Here is a 14,615-nt window from a genome sequence, read left to right as displayed (position 1 = left end):
CACGAAATACCTCTTTCGAGGGAAGACAACCTAGCTTTTTTGCGTTAGATTCTGCAATAGAAAGAACATTAACAATATGTTATATCTCCTATTGTAGAATGCAATAGGAGAAGAGGAAAGGAACGTGTATGCACGAACATGGGACGGTGCGCCGGGGAGGCGCTGCGTTCATCTGGAAATGGGGAGTGATCTGTGGGGCCGTGCTGGGCGCGATCCAGATCATCATCTCGCTGCTCTCCCCTGGATCGCTCAAGACAATCATTGACGTTCTGGTGTGGCTGGTCGCGTTTTTCGTGATCGGCCTGTTCGCCACTCGCCAGACCGGCAGGGTTACAACCGGCGCGCTGGTCGGACTGGTCGCGGGTCTGATCGGCGGCCTGATCGCGGTGATCTTTGCCATTGTGCAAATCGCGACCAATGGGCAGGTCACGCAGGCCCTCAATCAAGCCGGGCAGCGTGGTGGGAGTCTCTCGCTAGGTGTATTACACACGATCGTCATCGTTCTCATCGCTCTCAGCCTGATCGTGACCCTCGCCTTAGAGCTCGGTCTGGGAGTGGGCCTCGGCGCTCTGGGAGGTCTGGTCGGACGGCGCCTTGTCAGGCCAGCCACGTCCACCCCCGTTGCCGATCCGGGATGGACCCCACCGTCCCCTCCCTTGCCTTGTTCACCGGCCAGACATCGAGCCTGGGCTGCCCTTCTGAACCTCGCGTTCGCGGTGCTGGGGATTCTCGCGGGAGCAGTGCTGGCCATTCTCACGGCCGGTCTTCTCATTAACGCCCAGGCCAATGCCATGCAAACGACGACCAATGGCTGGAATATCAGCTTGCAATGTGGCAAGGCCAGCAATGGCATCCTTCTGCAAGCCGCCTGCGCCCAGACCCTCCCCATGGTCAACCTGCCGCAAGAGGCGGTGTACTGGACGGCGACGGTGGATGGGGCGGATCAGACGCTCACTGGAGGGCATAACTACCTCCTGCACTTCCCACCGGGAGGGCTGCCGCCCAACCAGGCCTTCTGGTCGCTGACCATGACCAACACGCAGGGCCAGATGGTGGCCAATCCGAGCAACCGCTACAGCGTCGGTGACCGGTCGGGCCTGGTGCCCAACACCGACGGCTCCATTGACATCTACATCCAGCAGGCCGCCCCGGCGGGGCACGAAGCAAACTGGCTTCCGGCCCCCGGCGGGTACTTCAAGCTCTGGCTCCGGGTCTATCAGCCCGGTGCGGCTATCCTCAGTGGCGCGTACCACGTGCCGCCTATCGTGGAGGTGCACTAATGGCGCACATGGAAAACCAGGAACCGAACAATCAGGAGAGCGCGGCTGCGTCCAGCTTCTCGCAGACCTCGCAGACTCGGACGAGAAGCTGGTGGAAGGTTCCCCTGCTCACCTTCGCCGTGACCGTCCTGGTTGTGTGGGGAGTCGGCGCCTTCGCTTACCCCTACCTCTATACGCGTCTCATCTACAACGGGTTGGAGAACGCGGTCGTCCAGCACGGCATAAGCCCAGGCAGTTCCTCTGGCATTCCCATCAATACGCTCTATACGATGCCCACCCTTGCTTCCCCCTCGCAGTCCAACGCCCTGGGGAGTACCGGGAACCACGACACGCTCTACACTGGGGGCTGGCTCGATCTGAGCACAGGGCCGGAAGTGTTGCACGTACCGGACATGGCTGGCCGCTATTACAGCATCCAGTTGACGGATCCGTGGGGAACGGACTTCGCCTATGTGGGCCGGCGCACCACCGGGACGCAGGCTGGCGACTATCTCATTAGCGAACCCGGCTGGCAGGGAAAGGTGCCGGTTGGGATGAAGCGGATCGTCTCGCCGAACAATACGGTGTTGCTGATCGGACGCACGCTCGTGGAAAGTGACAGCGACCTGGCCACGGCCTATGGACTGGCGAAGCAGATCCAGCTCACACCGCTAAGCCAGTGGCAACCCGGCCAATAGCACCCCAGTGGCCTACCTTTTGGAAAGAGTGAAGGATGAACTGATGAACGCGATCGAAACCAACCAATTAACCCGTGCCTTCGGCAGCCTGGTGGCTGTGGACGACCTGACACTTGCCATTCCAGAGGGGACCGTCTTTGGTTTCCTGGGACCGAATGGCGCAGGCAAAACGACCACCGTGCGTCTGCTCTCGGCCTTGATTGCCCCCACGCGCGGCAGCGCTACGGTGACGGGATATCGCCTGGGCGCGCAAAATGAGGCTATTCGGCAATCCGTTGGGATTCTCACTGAGACGCCGGGGTTGTATGACCGACTGAGCGCCTGGCAGAACTTGCTGTTCTTTGCAGAGTTGTATGACCTCACCGCCGAGCGAGCCGCCTCTCAGGTCGAACGCTACCTGCATCTGCTCGATCTCTGGGAGAGGCGCGACGACAAGGTCGGTGGCTTCTCGAAAGGCATGCGGCAGAAACTAGCGATTGCCCGCGCCTTGCTGCACGAACCAAAGATCATCTTTCTGGATGAGCCAACGTCTGGCCTCGATCCTGAAGCAGCGCGGGTGGTGCGCGACTTCATCAAGCAATTGCGGACGGAGGGACGGACCATCTTTCTCACCACGCATAATCTACCAGAGGCCGATGAACTCTGCGATCTCATTGGGGTGTTTCGCTCACGGCTCCTGCGCCTGGACACCCCAGCGAATTTACGCCTTGTCATGTTTGGCATGGGGACCCAGGTGCGTGTCGCCGGTGACGCGACCCGCTGGATAGAGACCGTTCGTGTCCTGCCCAGAGTACTGGTCTGAATTCACCTCGCTACTCCTCAAATTAGGAGGAAACGACCTGGTTCGCGACATGCTTAAGCGCGTCATTCAACGCCATCCAACGCTCTCTGAGGTCTGGTTTCAGCTAGCCTCGTGTTCCGCATATAACGACCATTTTGTGGCCGCGCACCAGCAATATAGTCGGGCCATTAAGTTCACCCCCAACAACGCTTTTGCTTACGCCATGCGGGCCCTGTGTGACATGGAGATGAAGCACTTTAATAGCGCGCTTGTCGATTGTCGCAGAGCCATCGCGCTTGATCCCGAGCACTATCTACCCTGGCAGACGCGCGGCAACATTTTTCTGGAACTCGGTCAGCCTGAGCGAGCCTACCAGGCTTTCACCCAATTAATTGAGCTACGACCAAATAATGCGTCAAGCTGGCAGAAACGCGCCCTGGCCTCCTATCGAGCTCACAACTACGTGCAAGCCATTGACGACTGTACCCGAGCACTCGCGCTGGATGCACAACTCGCCGAGACCTACCTTACCCGAGCGCAAAGCCACAAAGAACTCGCTCACCTTGCCGAATCCGAAGCCGACTATCAAGTCTACCTGAACCTCCAACCTGAAGATGCAAAGCTACTATAAGGCTCTGAGTTAAGGAGCGACCCAATTGGCCGCAGGGGAGATAAGTTCGGTCCAGTTTCGTGAAAACTGTGCCGCAATTATCTACTTTGCGGCAAACACGATCGTTCCTTAACGGAGGGCCTAGAAGCTCTACCTCATTGACAGAGCGTATGTGAGCATGTTCCTGATCATATGCCCACGTCCAATGTCAAGAGGGGGAAATGAGGGTATCCTTCTCCTTTTCACCACCATCGTTGCATTCTATCTGCGCAACGAGCAGCTCAAATACCGAGACTCCCTGATCTTATCAAGAGCATTTCGCACCATTTTCCTGATCAGGTAAGTGGCAGTGTGTGTCCAGTTCAACGTCTCCAGCCTTGGGGTGCCAGCTCCATCGGAGGCCACTTCGACTGCTCCGTCGAGCACTTTGATGGCGGTCTGATCGTCGATCGCGTACGTTGGCATGGGTAGCCTCGCAGCCCACTTCTCTGCGTTGGCCAGGGAAGCGTCCGGGTGATCCTCGTGATCCAGGTGCGGAATCAACGCAAAGTCAACCAGTCCCACTCCCTGAGCCGTGACCAAGATCCTGCTGATTTCTCCCTGGGGTGTGGCGAACACGATGTCTTCCGACGTGAGCGCTTCACCGCTGCCCCTGCGCGGATCACGGTAGGTCTCGCCGAAGGTGGCCACCGCCATGCTCCCGGCGCTCATCCCCACGTAGATCGTCATGAAGGGAAACACTGATGTGAGCAAGGAACCACGACCACAACGGGTCATGCCCAAACGTCGGGGTAATACCCGTGAACTCCGAGGATATGTTCCACTGGTGCAGCATTATGTCTCGTCAGAGGAGCTGCAGGAGCAAGATCTTCTGGAACAGCGGAAACGGTATGCTGCCTCTACTACTCACAGGCGAGAAGCCGCTCGATTTTCTCGGCGGTCCCGGAATTGCTACGAGGCGAGTAAATCAGGAGCCGCAGATCGCAGGAATCGCCCGCCTGGAGCAAGAAAAAATCAAGGGTCAGTTCTCCTACAAGCGGATGATGTATTGATTTCCATCCTTCTGGCCTGTTGAGTACATCATGACGGCCCCATAATTCCCGAAATGCCGGACTAATCCGAGAAAGTTCTGCGATCTGTGTGCCCCACCAGGGATCGTTGATGAAACGACCATATCCAGCGCGAAATTGCGCTAGAAACACTCGTGCTAATTTCTCCCATTCCTCGCTTTCTTTCCGCAACAAAGGAGGCGTGAATAATCTCCAGATCATGTTACGCTCTCGCTCAGACAGCGTGGCATAGTCGCCAAAAACGACGCGAAAGGCGGTATTCCAGGCCACGACCGTCGAACGGGGATCAACGACGCACACCGGGATGGTCCCAAGTTGCTGGAGAAACTGTTGGATGGTTGGGTTGATTGTCATTGGCGAAAACGTCTTGACGGGAGGTGGCTGGTTGAGTGCAAGGAAAAATAAATGGGCGCGTTCATCCGTGTCCAGTTGCAAGACGCTCGCCAGACTTTCTAACAATTGCACGGAGACGTGAATATCTCGCCCCTGCTCAAGCCTGCTGTACCACTCGGGGGTGACTCCGGCGAGCAGGGCCACTTCTGCCCTCCGTAAGCCCGGTGTACGCCTTCGTGTCCCTCTCGGTAATCCCACCTGCTCTGGCAATATGCGAGCGCGACGATTGCGCAAGAACGCGGCTAATTCGTGATGACGATCCAACTTCAACTGATTCATAGACATGAAGCATACTCCACTCAGTGATGTGACCGGAAACGGGAAGTGTTAGTTCCTGAATAAACTCGTATCTCGTTAAAATCTGTTCCCTATTATACACTCGTGATGGATGAAGTAAATGAACCATCACAGAAGTGTCTATGGAATTCCTCTTGCTCGAAAACCTGCTCACGCTTTACTCTTACGACCAAGAGGGCAATGAAAGAAGATTTTTCTATGCGTGTTTTTGTTACTGGAGCGACCGGACACATTGGCTCTCTTGTCGTAGCAGAGCTGCTTGACGCTGGTCACGAAATCTTAGGTCTTGCCCGTTCGGACACGTCTGTTGCTGCGCTCGTGGCTGCTGGCGCTCAAGTGCATCGTGGTGCTCTCGACGACCTTGACAGCTAGAAAGCAAAAGACGTCTGTTCGATCATGAACAGTTCTCAAGAAATCGAGGTAAAGCATGAAGGCAATTGTTCTCCACGAGTACGGCCCCGCGTCAGCACTTACCTATGAAGACGTTGAAGATCCCAAACCCGCCGCAGGTGAGGTGCTTGTGCGCGTCTCTGCCACCAGCATCAACCCTGCTGATTGGATGGTACGCTCTGGCGCAGTCAAGGACTTCATTCCGGTAGAGTTCCCCTACATCCCCGGCTGCGACCTCGTTGGCACCGTTGTCGAGGTAGGCGAGAGCGTCACCAGTTTCGAACCTGGCGACCGCGTCATGGCGATAGCTCTACATACCTATGCCGAACTATGTACCGTCAAAGCCACCGATCTCTCCAAAATTCCTGATGGCCTGGAGATGATCACCGCTGCCGCGCTTCCACTGGTCAACGTCACGGGCGATACGCTGATACGGCTTGGTGCCAACGTCCAACCCGGTCAGACCGTCCTCATCACCGGGGCGTTAGATTCTGTCGGTCGCTCAGCGGTCTTCGCGGCATCGGAGATCGGTGCTCGGGTCATTGCTGGCGTTCGCGGCAAACGACTTGATGCTGCCCGGCAACTTCCTGGCGTGAGCGAGACCATCGCCGTCGCTGATACCGTTGGTGGGAAGCTCGCTGACAAGTTACTTGCCAGGGTCAAGGAAGGTGGTACGTTTGGTTGTTTCCCCAAGCAAAACCCGCACGACGCCGCGCTTTATCCTACCGTCCACATCACTACCGTTTTTGGGCAAGTCGACCCCTCAACCAGGGCTGCGCAGATCTTGCGCTATGCAAAGGCAGTACGCGACGGCAAGTTGACGATCCCCATCGAGCGCATCATGCCGCTCGCTGATGCCGCCGAAGCACAGGGAATCGCCGAAAAGGGCGGTGTTGCCAAGATTATCCTCACCGCCTGAACACGAAGGTTATGAAAAGAGGGTGGTAGAGTTTTTGTATGAGAAGAAGAATGATTTTGTGAAAGGATGATGCCCTGTATGACGAATGTAGCAACCTCTGGCCAGATGAATTGGGTAGGGGCATGGTATGCGGCCCCCACACGAATGCTTTCGGCCACTCTGAGTAGCCGCACCTTGCGGCAGATTGTCCATCTGCACGCGGGTGGAGAACAGCTTCGGCTGCGCCTATCCAATCGCTATGGGGACGGACCGGTCACGCTCACTTCGGTCTCCATGGGGCAGGCGCTCCAGAGTCCAGTTGTGCGCCCAGGAGCCCAGACGGTGCAATTTGCGGGACAGCCAACCGTCACCCTGGAACCAGGTCAGGACGTGGTGAGTGATCCCGTCTCCTTGCGCGCCGAAGCGTTCAGCGATCTGGCGATCACCTTTGTTCTGGCCCAGGGAGAGAGCTTGACGGGTCACATGTTCGCGCAGCAAACCTCATATGTCTCCGGCCCTGGTGTCGTGACCGCAATCCCGGCAGAAGCTACGTTTTTTGTTTATCCTTTGCAGACCCCATCCTGGTGGTTGATTACGGGAATTGACGTAGTACCATCTGCGCCCTTGCACGCGGTTGTGGCTTTTGGCTCATCGACGACCGATGGCTTCGGCTCAACGCCCAATGCTAACCGACGCTGGCCTGATTATCTGGCTCACCGCTTGAGGGATGCTGGGGAAACACACTTTATGTCAGTCTTAAACGCGGGCATTGGTGGCAACCAGTTGACATCTTCCGAGGTCGCCACGGGGATGCCCCCATTCATGTTCGGAGAAGCCGGGAGCAAACGGCTGGCCTGGGATGCACTCACGCAGCCAGGTGCGACGGATCTCATCGTGCATATCGGCTCGAATGACCTGCGCATTGGGGTGGCGGGTGCCACGCTGATCAATGCGTTCCAGCGGGTGGCGCAGCAGGCGCGGAAAACCTATCGGCGGGTATTTGGGACAACAATTTTGCCCGGCGGCTATCCGCCTGAGCAGGTGGAGCAACGCCGACTCGTCAATACGTGGCTGCGTGAGCAGGGCCAGCAGTGGTTCGATGCGATCTTCGATTTCGCGACGCCGCTGGCTTCCCCTGATGACGAAGCTGTGCTCCATCCGGCCTACGATTCTGGCGATGGCATCCATCCTAACGATGAGGGCTACCGTTTGATGGCCGAAGCCGTGGATATCAACCAGTTGACCGGCAACCCCGGTCGAGAGGCATAAGGAAATGCTCCTGATGGTATTCTTCTCAGACAGAAGATTATGTTTGGGATTTGACCGTAAAAGCCCGCATACACGACAAGCTTAGCGTACCGTTTTTGTAAATCCCAGGATTCAGCGGGAGAAAATCGTATAATTCTGCGGATCGTTCTCAGGCCAAAAGCTCTTTCTTTCAAACCATGTGCCCACCCAGATAGCTGTACTGATTTCTCCCACTGAATCCTGGGATTTACAACACCTAGGGACCCCCGAACACGCAAAGTACCTTACCAAGGTCACGGACGAGTCTGATGGCTGGGAGACACTCGCGTCACAAAATCCGTAACGCTCGTAGAGCCTCCTGGCAGGATTCTCGCGATCAACTGAGAGGCTGAGGGCCGACCATCCCTGCTCGGCTGCGGCGCTCAAGAGGGCCTGAATGAGAGCGCCTCCGATGCCTACCACGAGCGTTTGAGTGGACGCTGATAGTCAGTTCTGGAATGGTTGCCGAGACCAAACCGTAGCCGGGCGATTCAGCAGGAAAGAGCCTATACCAAGCAGCACCGAGTGGCACGCCCTCCGCTTCTACGGCGATCCTTCCTACATCGCCCTTTCTTCCCCAGCCAGCCAGGTATTTCTGGTTAGCTGGCAGCGAAAGCGCCTTTTCCCGCCCTGTCGCCCGCATCGTGTCATCAACAGCTGCGGCTTCGAACAGCATCTCCAGAGGAATCCACCCTCGGCTGGTCGTACCATATATTTGAACATATTGACTCCTTTCGCTCCTGTATTATCCTTCTTCACGTTTACAATGCGATTTCCATTGGCTCGATTACGTCGCCAACCTGAATGACACCATCGGTCATGATCTGGGCATGCAGGCCGCCGCGATGAATGAGCGACGAGAGAAGCGGCTTCTTTCCTGTCACTTCTACAAGGTGCTGGCACGGCTCACAGATTTCGACACCACGGAGAAGCACCGAACCAACGCGAAAGGTTCGCCCGATAAGGTGTCCCAGAGGCACTCCCCGCGTGACGATATTGCGTCTCGTTTCCCCTGGTTCGAGGACAAGATGATGGTCATGTGCTAATCGCTCAAGGACTTCGGCCTCGATGAGTGAAACCTCGCGCAAGGGACCGCTAAACCAGGAGTAAAAGCCCTCTCCCTTGAAGTAGCGATCCCCCTCTAATCCCTTTCCCGCCACGACACGAACCGATTGAACCAACTGCATCGGCGCACCTACGGTGCTCGCGATATGTACAGAGACGACGATTCCTTTCCACATAGACATCTTTCTTCCTTTCTCATTTATAGCAATGATTGATGAGGCAAAAGAGAAGGCCGTGAGTCACTCAGACCCACGACCTTCTCAAAGCACAGACAGATTGACCAAAAAGCAAATGACCGTGGGCGTATGCCTTGCATACCCACGGTCTAGAACACACTAAGGATGTTAATACCTGTTCTACAGGAAAACAGCCTTTAGAAAAGGGCAAAGTCCACCCGTGGGCACGTTAGCCACGGATTTCCTCCTGCCATTTCAACAGGCATCACAATCTCCTTTATAGTGGTATAAGATCAGAGGAATGTCTGTCCTTCAAGTATATGCTTGCTAGCCCCATCCTGTCAATCGCGTGTTTCCCGCACCTCCCAGGAGTGTAATTCAAATTTTTGCATTCTTGCTCGCACCTTGAGCGGATTTTGGTCCATTTGAAGCCCATCAAAGAGTGACCAATTGAGCTCATATTGCTCAGGATATTCACTCGAAATCCGGCGTGATTCCCCGAGGCAACAAACTAGCGATATTTCTTCTCTCCATAGTATTGAGCCTTTACATATAACCCAGACTACAATGTCTATGAGAAATCCCGTCATGAACCCTGGTATTTCCTCTTGTCAGCTGCTCTTATGTATCAACTCTTGTTCAACTTGTAGCTGGTCCAGCCCTGGGATGAGTTCGCGAGGACTACGCTGGCCACCGTTATCGATCCAGTCGTAGCTGTAGGGCGCCACACGCAATTGACAGAGCCAGCGAAAGATCATAGAGGCTGGTGCTTGCACTGACACAGCACGAAAATAGGCCGCATCATATGGGTTCAGATAGTGATCGCACGGAAACAACATCGCTCTCTCGGCGGCGGTCGTTCCCCAGGTGAAAGCAAGAGATCTAAGTAATGTTTTCAGAGCAGCGTTCCTCCTCCTGGTTCTGTCTCTTCATATCATAGGTCTTTGCGCATTTCGGCTTCAACCAACACGATTTACACATTCCCATCTTGCACGAACGTTTTCCTACCAGGCGTGTCTACCAGTACTCCAGCCATTGGCTCTGCCCACGCCAGGAGCTTCTCATCCGCCATAGCTAGCGCGACAACCTGTACTGCCAATGATAAGCCATTCATTGCCCTCCCTGCTGGCAGTGACAGCACAGACATCCCCATATATGACCAGGGCACATTCATCTGCCGCAGATCCACTACTCGATCCTCCAGGAGTATGCTCAAGATGGTGCGGGTTACGCGTTGGCCCTGGTTCATCAGATGCGAACTCCGTGGTAATTGTCTTGGCGAGTACGAGCGCGCCCGCCTCGTGTCTTAATTATTCTCCAGACGCTTCCTTTTACCTCAATCTTTTCCGAAGAAAAACCCAGCGATAGCCATCCTGGACAAGTCAATCGTCTTCCTCTTTGTCTCGCTTCCACACCTCACATGAATGAACAGATGATTGCTGGCAGCCACCTGTGACTCGTCAGCCGGGCAGGACCGCAAGGCGCAACTGGTGCAGGATGGCAGGATCGACGACCGCATCGACGGCGACGATCTTGCCATCCCTGATGGTGAGACGCAGGAGGAGCAGGAGCCGCCCTCGCGGGGCAAGAACGATTCCCACCGCACCGTCCACGAGCACCAGTTGCGCGAACGGGATGCGTTCCAGGAGTTGCCTAGCTCCCCTGGCGACGGCCTGTGCGCCACAAACCTCCCTTACCGCGCCTCGGGAGACGGCTACGTAGTCGGCACGGAACACGATATCTGGGTCGAGCACTGCCAGGAGTGCGTCGAAGGAACCTTCGCGCGAGGCGGCGAGGAAGGCATTAACGACTTCTCGTTGGGAGGCTAGATCAGCGTCTTTCACCAGTCCCGACCCTCGCACGCGGCGACGGGCACGGCTGGCAAGCTGCCTGGTCGTCATCGGCGAACGTTCCACAAGGGGAGCAATCTCATCGAAGGGTACAGCGAAGATATCGTGCAGGACAAAGGCGAGGCGCTCAGCGGGAGCAAGCGTGTCCAGGACTACCAGCAGCGCCAGACCCACCGCATCGGCAAGCTCAGCTTCTTCCTCTGGATCAATTCCGCCCTCGCGGCTGATAATAGGCATAGACACAGACGCTTCCAGAGACTCCTCGCGCCGCGACTTGCGCGCATACAGCATGTTGAGGCAGACGCGCGCCACTACCGTCGTCAGCCACCCGCCCAGGTTCGAGACGGTACTTGTATCGGCACTGAAGAGATGTAGCCAGGTCTCCTGGACGGCATCCTCTGCCTCGGCGAGGGAGCCAAGCATGCGGTAGGCCATCGCTCGCAGGCGAGGACGCTCCGCCTCAAATTGCTCCGCCCGCCAGTTGTGTGTCACTATCATTGGTCACATTTCCTCGTTTCGGTTTGTCATAGGTATAACGAAGGGAATCTGGCCGATGCAATCGGAACGGAAGAGATGCAGCCACTTGTGTGCCTCTCGCATCGGTCACATTTCCTCGTTTTGTTTTGTCATTCTTATGACAAAGGAAACCCCACGGATGTGACACTATAGAAAAGACAAGAAAGGGAAAACAATCCTAATGACTACCAATCTCTCACATTCTGAATTCACGCAACTGGCATCAGAGAAGCAGATCGAGAAGACCGTCCAGGCACTGCAAGCGCACGGTATACGCGTTGTTGTCTTTGAGACCGGCGAAGAAGCAAGAACGTATGTGCTTGACCTGATCCCCAATGGCGCGCAGGTCTATGATTCGCCCTCGCGTACCCTTGAGGTGATTGGCCTGACAGAGCAGATCGAACACGCAAACCGCTTTCAAGCGGTGCGCGCTCGGTTATCGACGCTTGATCGGGCGACACAGCACCGCGAGATGCGCACACTGGTCTCAGCTCCCGATGTCCTGGTGGGAAGCGTCCAGGCAATCACTGAACAGGGCGAGGTGCTCATTGCATCAGCATCTGGCAGCCAGTTAGGGGCCGCCGTTTTTGGCGCGAGCACGGTGATCTGGGTCGTTGGTACGCAAAAGCTCGTGCGCACACTGGAAGATGGACTCAGCCGCATCCGCGAATATAGCCTTCCCTTAGAAAATGAACGTGCCCAGCAAGTATATGGCCAGGCCAGCGCCATCAATAAACTGCTGACCATCAATGCAGAGCACGAGCCTGGTCGTATCACGATGGTCCTGGTCAAGCAGCAGCTTGGCTTCTAGGAGATCTGGGAACGCAAGCAACATGCCAGAAAGTATACATGTTTATTGAGAGCGTTTCGTAGCTAGGAGGCTATGATGAAAGTGCTGATTGCTGGAGCGAGTGGAGCTCTGGGCACCCCTTTGACCCGTGCCCTCATCGCGGCAGGACACGACGTTTTGGGGTTAGCCCGTTCCCCTGAGAGTATGGATCACCTCTCTCACCTTGGCGCTCACCCGATCCAGGCAAATGTGATGGATCGCGACGATCTGCTCAGAGCGGTTTCGGGGGTGCAAGCTGACGCGGTGATTCATGCGCTGACCGCGCTCAAGAAGACGCCTCTGCGTCATCAGGATATGTATGCCACCAACGCGCTGCGCGATGTGGGAACCAGGAATCTGCTCGCTGCCGCCAGGCAGGTAGGAGCACGCAGGTTCGTTGCCGAGTCGATGACGCTGGGCTATGGCTACGGGGACTGGGGCAAAAAGATTCTCACTGAGGACGCTCCGTTCGCACCTGCTGGAAGCTCTCCCCAACTTGAACGGCACGTGGCCGGGTTCCGCTCATTGGAGCGGCAGATTTGGGAGGCGGCCCAAGCAGGCTGGATCGAGGGGATATCGCTGCGCTATGGATACTTTTATGGGGCAGCATCTCTCGCCCCTCTCCTGGGGGCCCTGCGCCACCGAAGCCTTCCTCTGCCTGATGGGGGCCGTGCGATCACGTCCTGGATTTACCTGGAAGATGCGGCAGCCGCCACGGTCGCGGCCCTCGAACGGGGTAAGGCAGGAGAAGCGTATAACATCGTCGATGATGAACCGGTACACAATACAGACTTCTTCGCGTTTCTATGCCAGCAGGCGCACCTCCCCAGGCCCTTTTCCCTCCCAGGCTGGATGATGCGTCCACTCGCCCCCTTGGCGACCGACTTCTTCGCGACCTCCATGCGCGTCTCCAACGCGAAGGCGGTGCGTGAGCTCGGGTGGAAACCAGTGGTTGCCCCAACCTATCGGCAGGGCATCCAACAGGCGCTTCTTGTGCTCGACCAGCAACAGAGTATGAGCAAAGCGGAAGAAAGGCCATAAACTACCCTAATCACCTTTTCCGGGAGCTGGCCGGTTAGAAACCGGTCGTTCCCAATGCATACGAGGGCTGGAAATTAATGACAAAAGCCGAGACCAGTACAGAAAGGACGCCACTTCATGTCTGAGAAACAATCGCTTCATCCACGCCGCAATGATAGCAGAAAAAGAAATAGAAGTACAAGAGAGGTCCTCTAGTATGCAGGGCTTTCCAATTCTCATGAAAGGAGGTGAAAAGGAAGAGTTTTCCTTGTAGCATACGAAAACCAAACCACTCCCAAGGAAAACTCTGCATGGACTTGGAAGCAGGCCGAAACGTGGGACAACGGTAAATACCAATCTCTCCTCTATTTATACAAAGCTTGGTGTCGACTCTCGCGTTGCCGCAGTTGCGGTTGCTCTGGAACAGAATTTGTTATCAGTTGATACATGAGTGATGACCAGCAGCGAGCAGTTTACGAGATCAAGTGTATAAATCGATAGCGACTCTCAAGAGATGGCATTGTCAACTTATTCGTCGAAATGAAATTTATTGGTGAGTTAGGAAGAGGAAAAGGTGACAGGGCGGAGAGAGGCTTGAAATATTCTTTTTTGACAATACCCGCAAACATGCTGCCAGGGCACAGTCCGCTGAACTCGCTCCCACATTGATGACATCTTACCTCACTCCCTCTTCTCCCTACATTCCCGTTGGGAGTGCAGCAGGCACCAGTACCACTAGCACCCCATATAAGATCAGCACTATTCCCGTGATCTGGCTGATCTGGCGACCGAGAGGAACCGACTTCTCGGCAAAGATGAGCGCTGTCAAGAGTGCCATCACCCCGATATTCATGATGCCAAGAGGAAAGAGGATCACAAACAGGAGCCAGCAGCACCCGAGACAGTAGGCCCCGTGAACGAACCCCATACGGAAGGCACCACCATATCCATCACACCAGGAACTCAAGATGAATTGTAAAGGGGTACGACATTTCGCCAAGCAAACGTGCTTGAGCGGCGACAGTTGATAGAGTCCTGCTACCACCAGCAAGGCACCACCAATACGGGGGGCATTAGTCATGAGCCATGTGGATTGCCCAGTCAATCGCTCAGCTCCCAGGGCGAGAGGATAGGCCACTACCCCAAACAGCGTCCAGGTGAACAGATAGGCACTGACGAAGACCCAGGTTGGGACAAAGGCTTGAGACTTTTGCCTTTTGCCTGCGTATACTGCTGTAAACATGAGGATCATTGGGGCTGCTGTGGGAAACATCATCGCGATCATCATCACCACCCAGATCGCGATGAATAGCACTGCGCTCATTCCCATCGTCAGGCCCATTCCCATGGCTTGACTGTTCATAGTGGCTGATTGCCAGATGAGCAGCGCCCACGAAGCGACGGCCAGGATAAGGAGCAAACCCAAAATCAACTTTCGTTGCCGTGACACGTTAGCACTATCCATGGAGGGTCTCT

At 55.7% G+C, this 14,615-nt stretch carries 16 protein-coding genes and 3 pseudogenes; 10 read left to right on the top strand and 9 right to left on the bottom strand.

Translation table 11 applies throughout. The features are described from left to right. Positions 1–128: 128 nt before the first annotated feature. Genes JMJ16_RS09030 through JMJ16_RS09015 form a run of 4 tightly spaced genes read left to right on the top strand, consistent with a single transcriptional unit; the run spans position 129 to position 3,369 of the window. Positions 129–1,280, top strand: a complete 1,152-nt coding sequence (locus tag JMJ16_RS09030) for a DUF1214 domain-containing protein (protein WP_201380478.1) — start codon at positions 129–131, stop codon at positions 1,278–1,280. Next, positions 1,280–1,957, top strand: a complete 678-nt coding sequence (locus tag JMJ16_RS09025; protein ID WP_201380476.1) for a DUF1254 domain-containing protein — start codon at positions 1,280–1,282, stop codon at positions 1,955–1,957. Before JMJ16_RS09030 ends, JMJ16_RS09025 begins: the two co-directional genes overlap by 1 nt. A gap of 43 nt (positions 1,958–2,000) precedes the next feature. Beyond that, positions 2,001–2,759, top strand: a complete 759-nt coding sequence (locus JMJ16_RS09020; RefSeq protein ID WP_236601311.1) for an ABC transporter ATP-binding protein — start codon at positions 2,001–2,003, stop codon at positions 2,757–2,759. Continuing rightward, positions 2,734–3,369, top strand: coding sequence for a tetratricopeptide repeat protein (locus tag JMJ16_RS09015; RefSeq protein WP_201380474.1), 636 nt, complete (start codon positions 2,734–2,736; stop codon positions 3,367–3,369). The genes JMJ16_RS09020 and JMJ16_RS09015 overlap by 26 nt, the downstream gene beginning before the upstream one ends. Positions 3,370–3,609: 240 nt before the next feature. Here the strand turns inward: JMJ16_RS09015 and JMJ16_RS53845 are convergent, their stop codons facing one another. Both JMJ16_RS53845 and JMJ16_RS09005 read right to left on the bottom strand, forming a co-directional pair. Further along, positions 3,610–4,125, bottom strand: a complete 516-nt coding sequence (locus JMJ16_RS53845) for a Type 1 glutamine amidotransferase-like domain-containing protein (protein WP_236601309.1) — start codon at positions 4,123–4,125, stop codon at positions 3,610–3,612. 125 nt (positions 4,126–4,250) lie between these two features. After that, complete coding sequence (locus JMJ16_RS09005; protein ID WP_236601307.1) at positions 4,251–5,096, bottom strand: helix-turn-helix transcriptional regulator; 846 nt, start codon at positions 5,094–5,096, stop codon at positions 4,251–4,253. 210 nt (positions 5,097–5,306) lie between these two features. On the opposite strand from JMJ16_RS09005, the pseudogene JMJ16_RS09000 reads away from it, so the two are divergent. The 3 genes and pseudogenes from JMJ16_RS09000 to JMJ16_RS08990 all read left to right on the top strand — a co-directional run. Beyond that, positions 5,307–5,477: pseudogene (locus tag JMJ16_RS09000) on the top strand (NAD-dependent epimerase/dehydratase family protein); the annotation flags it as partial. A gap of 58 nt (positions 5,478–5,535) precedes the next feature. Further along, positions 5,536–6,417, top strand: coding sequence for an NADP-dependent oxidoreductase (locus JMJ16_RS08995; protein WP_201380470.1), 882 nt, complete (start codon positions 5,536–5,538; stop codon positions 6,415–6,417). 78 nt (positions 6,418–6,495) lie between these two features. Then, positions 6,496–7,665, top strand: coding sequence for a GDSL-type esterase/lipase family protein (locus JMJ16_RS08990; RefSeq protein ID WP_201380468.1), 1,170 nt, complete (start codon positions 6,496–6,498; stop codon positions 7,663–7,665). A gap of 111 nt (positions 7,666–7,776) precedes the next feature. Here JMJ16_RS08990 and JMJ16_RS56860 read toward each other — a convergent pair whose 3' ends face one another. The 6 genes and pseudogenes from JMJ16_RS56860 to JMJ16_RS08965 form a co-directional block, all read right to left on the bottom strand. Beyond that, positions 7,777–8,106, bottom strand: coding sequence for a GNAT family N-acetyltransferase (locus tag JMJ16_RS56860; RefSeq protein WP_374228939.1), 330 nt, complete (start codon positions 8,104–8,106; stop codon positions 7,777–7,779). Further along, on the bottom strand, positions 8,021–8,359 hold the full coding sequence (locus JMJ16_RS08985; RefSeq protein WP_201380466.1) for a hypothetical protein: 339 nt from the start codon (positions 8,357–8,359) through the stop codon (positions 8,021–8,023). Before JMJ16_RS08985 ends, JMJ16_RS56860 begins: the two co-directional genes overlap by 86 nt. Before the next feature lie 85 nt (positions 8,360–8,444). Continuing rightward, on the bottom strand, positions 8,445–8,930 hold the full coding sequence (locus JMJ16_RS08980; protein WP_201380464.1) for an MOSC domain-containing protein: 486 nt from the start codon (positions 8,928–8,930) through the stop codon (positions 8,445–8,447). Positions 8,931–9,535: 605 nt separating this feature from the next. Further along, positions 9,536–9,763, bottom strand: a complete 228-nt coding sequence (locus JMJ16_RS08975; protein WP_201380462.1) for a hypothetical protein — start codon at positions 9,761–9,763, stop codon at positions 9,536–9,538. A gap of 336 nt (positions 9,764–10,099) precedes the next feature. After that, a pseudogene (locus tag JMJ16_RS56855) lies at positions 10,100–10,225 on the bottom strand (amidase family protein); the annotation flags it as partial. A 159-nt stretch (positions 10,226–10,384) separates the two neighbouring features. Next, complete coding sequence (locus tag JMJ16_RS08965; protein WP_201380461.1) at positions 10,385–11,272, bottom strand: sigma-70 family RNA polymerase sigma factor; 888 nt, start codon at positions 11,270–11,272, stop codon at positions 10,385–10,387. A gap of 199 nt (positions 11,273–11,471) precedes the next feature. On the opposite strand from JMJ16_RS08965, the gene JMJ16_RS08960 reads away from it, so the two are divergent. From JMJ16_RS08960 to JMJ16_RS56850, 3 genes and pseudogenes are all read left to right on the top strand, one after another. After that, positions 11,472–12,101: an LUD domain-containing protein gene (locus JMJ16_RS08960; protein ID WP_201380458.1), complete on the top strand. Its 630-nt coding sequence runs from the start codon at positions 11,472–11,474 to the stop codon at positions 12,099–12,101. Positions 12,102–12,173: 72 nt separating this feature from the next. After that, complete coding sequence (locus JMJ16_RS08955; protein WP_201380451.1) at positions 12,174–13,160, top strand: NAD(P)-dependent oxidoreductase; 987 nt, start codon at positions 12,174–12,176, stop codon at positions 13,158–13,160. Positions 13,161–13,482: 322 nt separating this feature from the next. Beyond that, positions 13,483–13,590 (top strand): annotated as a pseudogene (locus tag JMJ16_RS56850) (DNA-binding response regulator); the annotation flags it as partial. Positions 13,591–13,836: 246 nt separating this feature from the next. Here the strand turns inward: JMJ16_RS56850 and JMJ16_RS08950 are convergent. Next, positions 13,837–14,604, bottom strand: coding sequence for a DUF2182 domain-containing protein (locus JMJ16_RS08950; protein WP_201380448.1), 768 nt, complete (start codon positions 14,602–14,604; stop codon positions 13,837–13,839). Between the last annotated feature and the right edge of the window lie 11 nt (positions 14,605–14,615).

The organism is Ktedonobacter sp. SOSP1-52, assembly GCF_016587395.1.
This window is presented reverse-complemented; position numbering and strand designations above follow the sequence as displayed.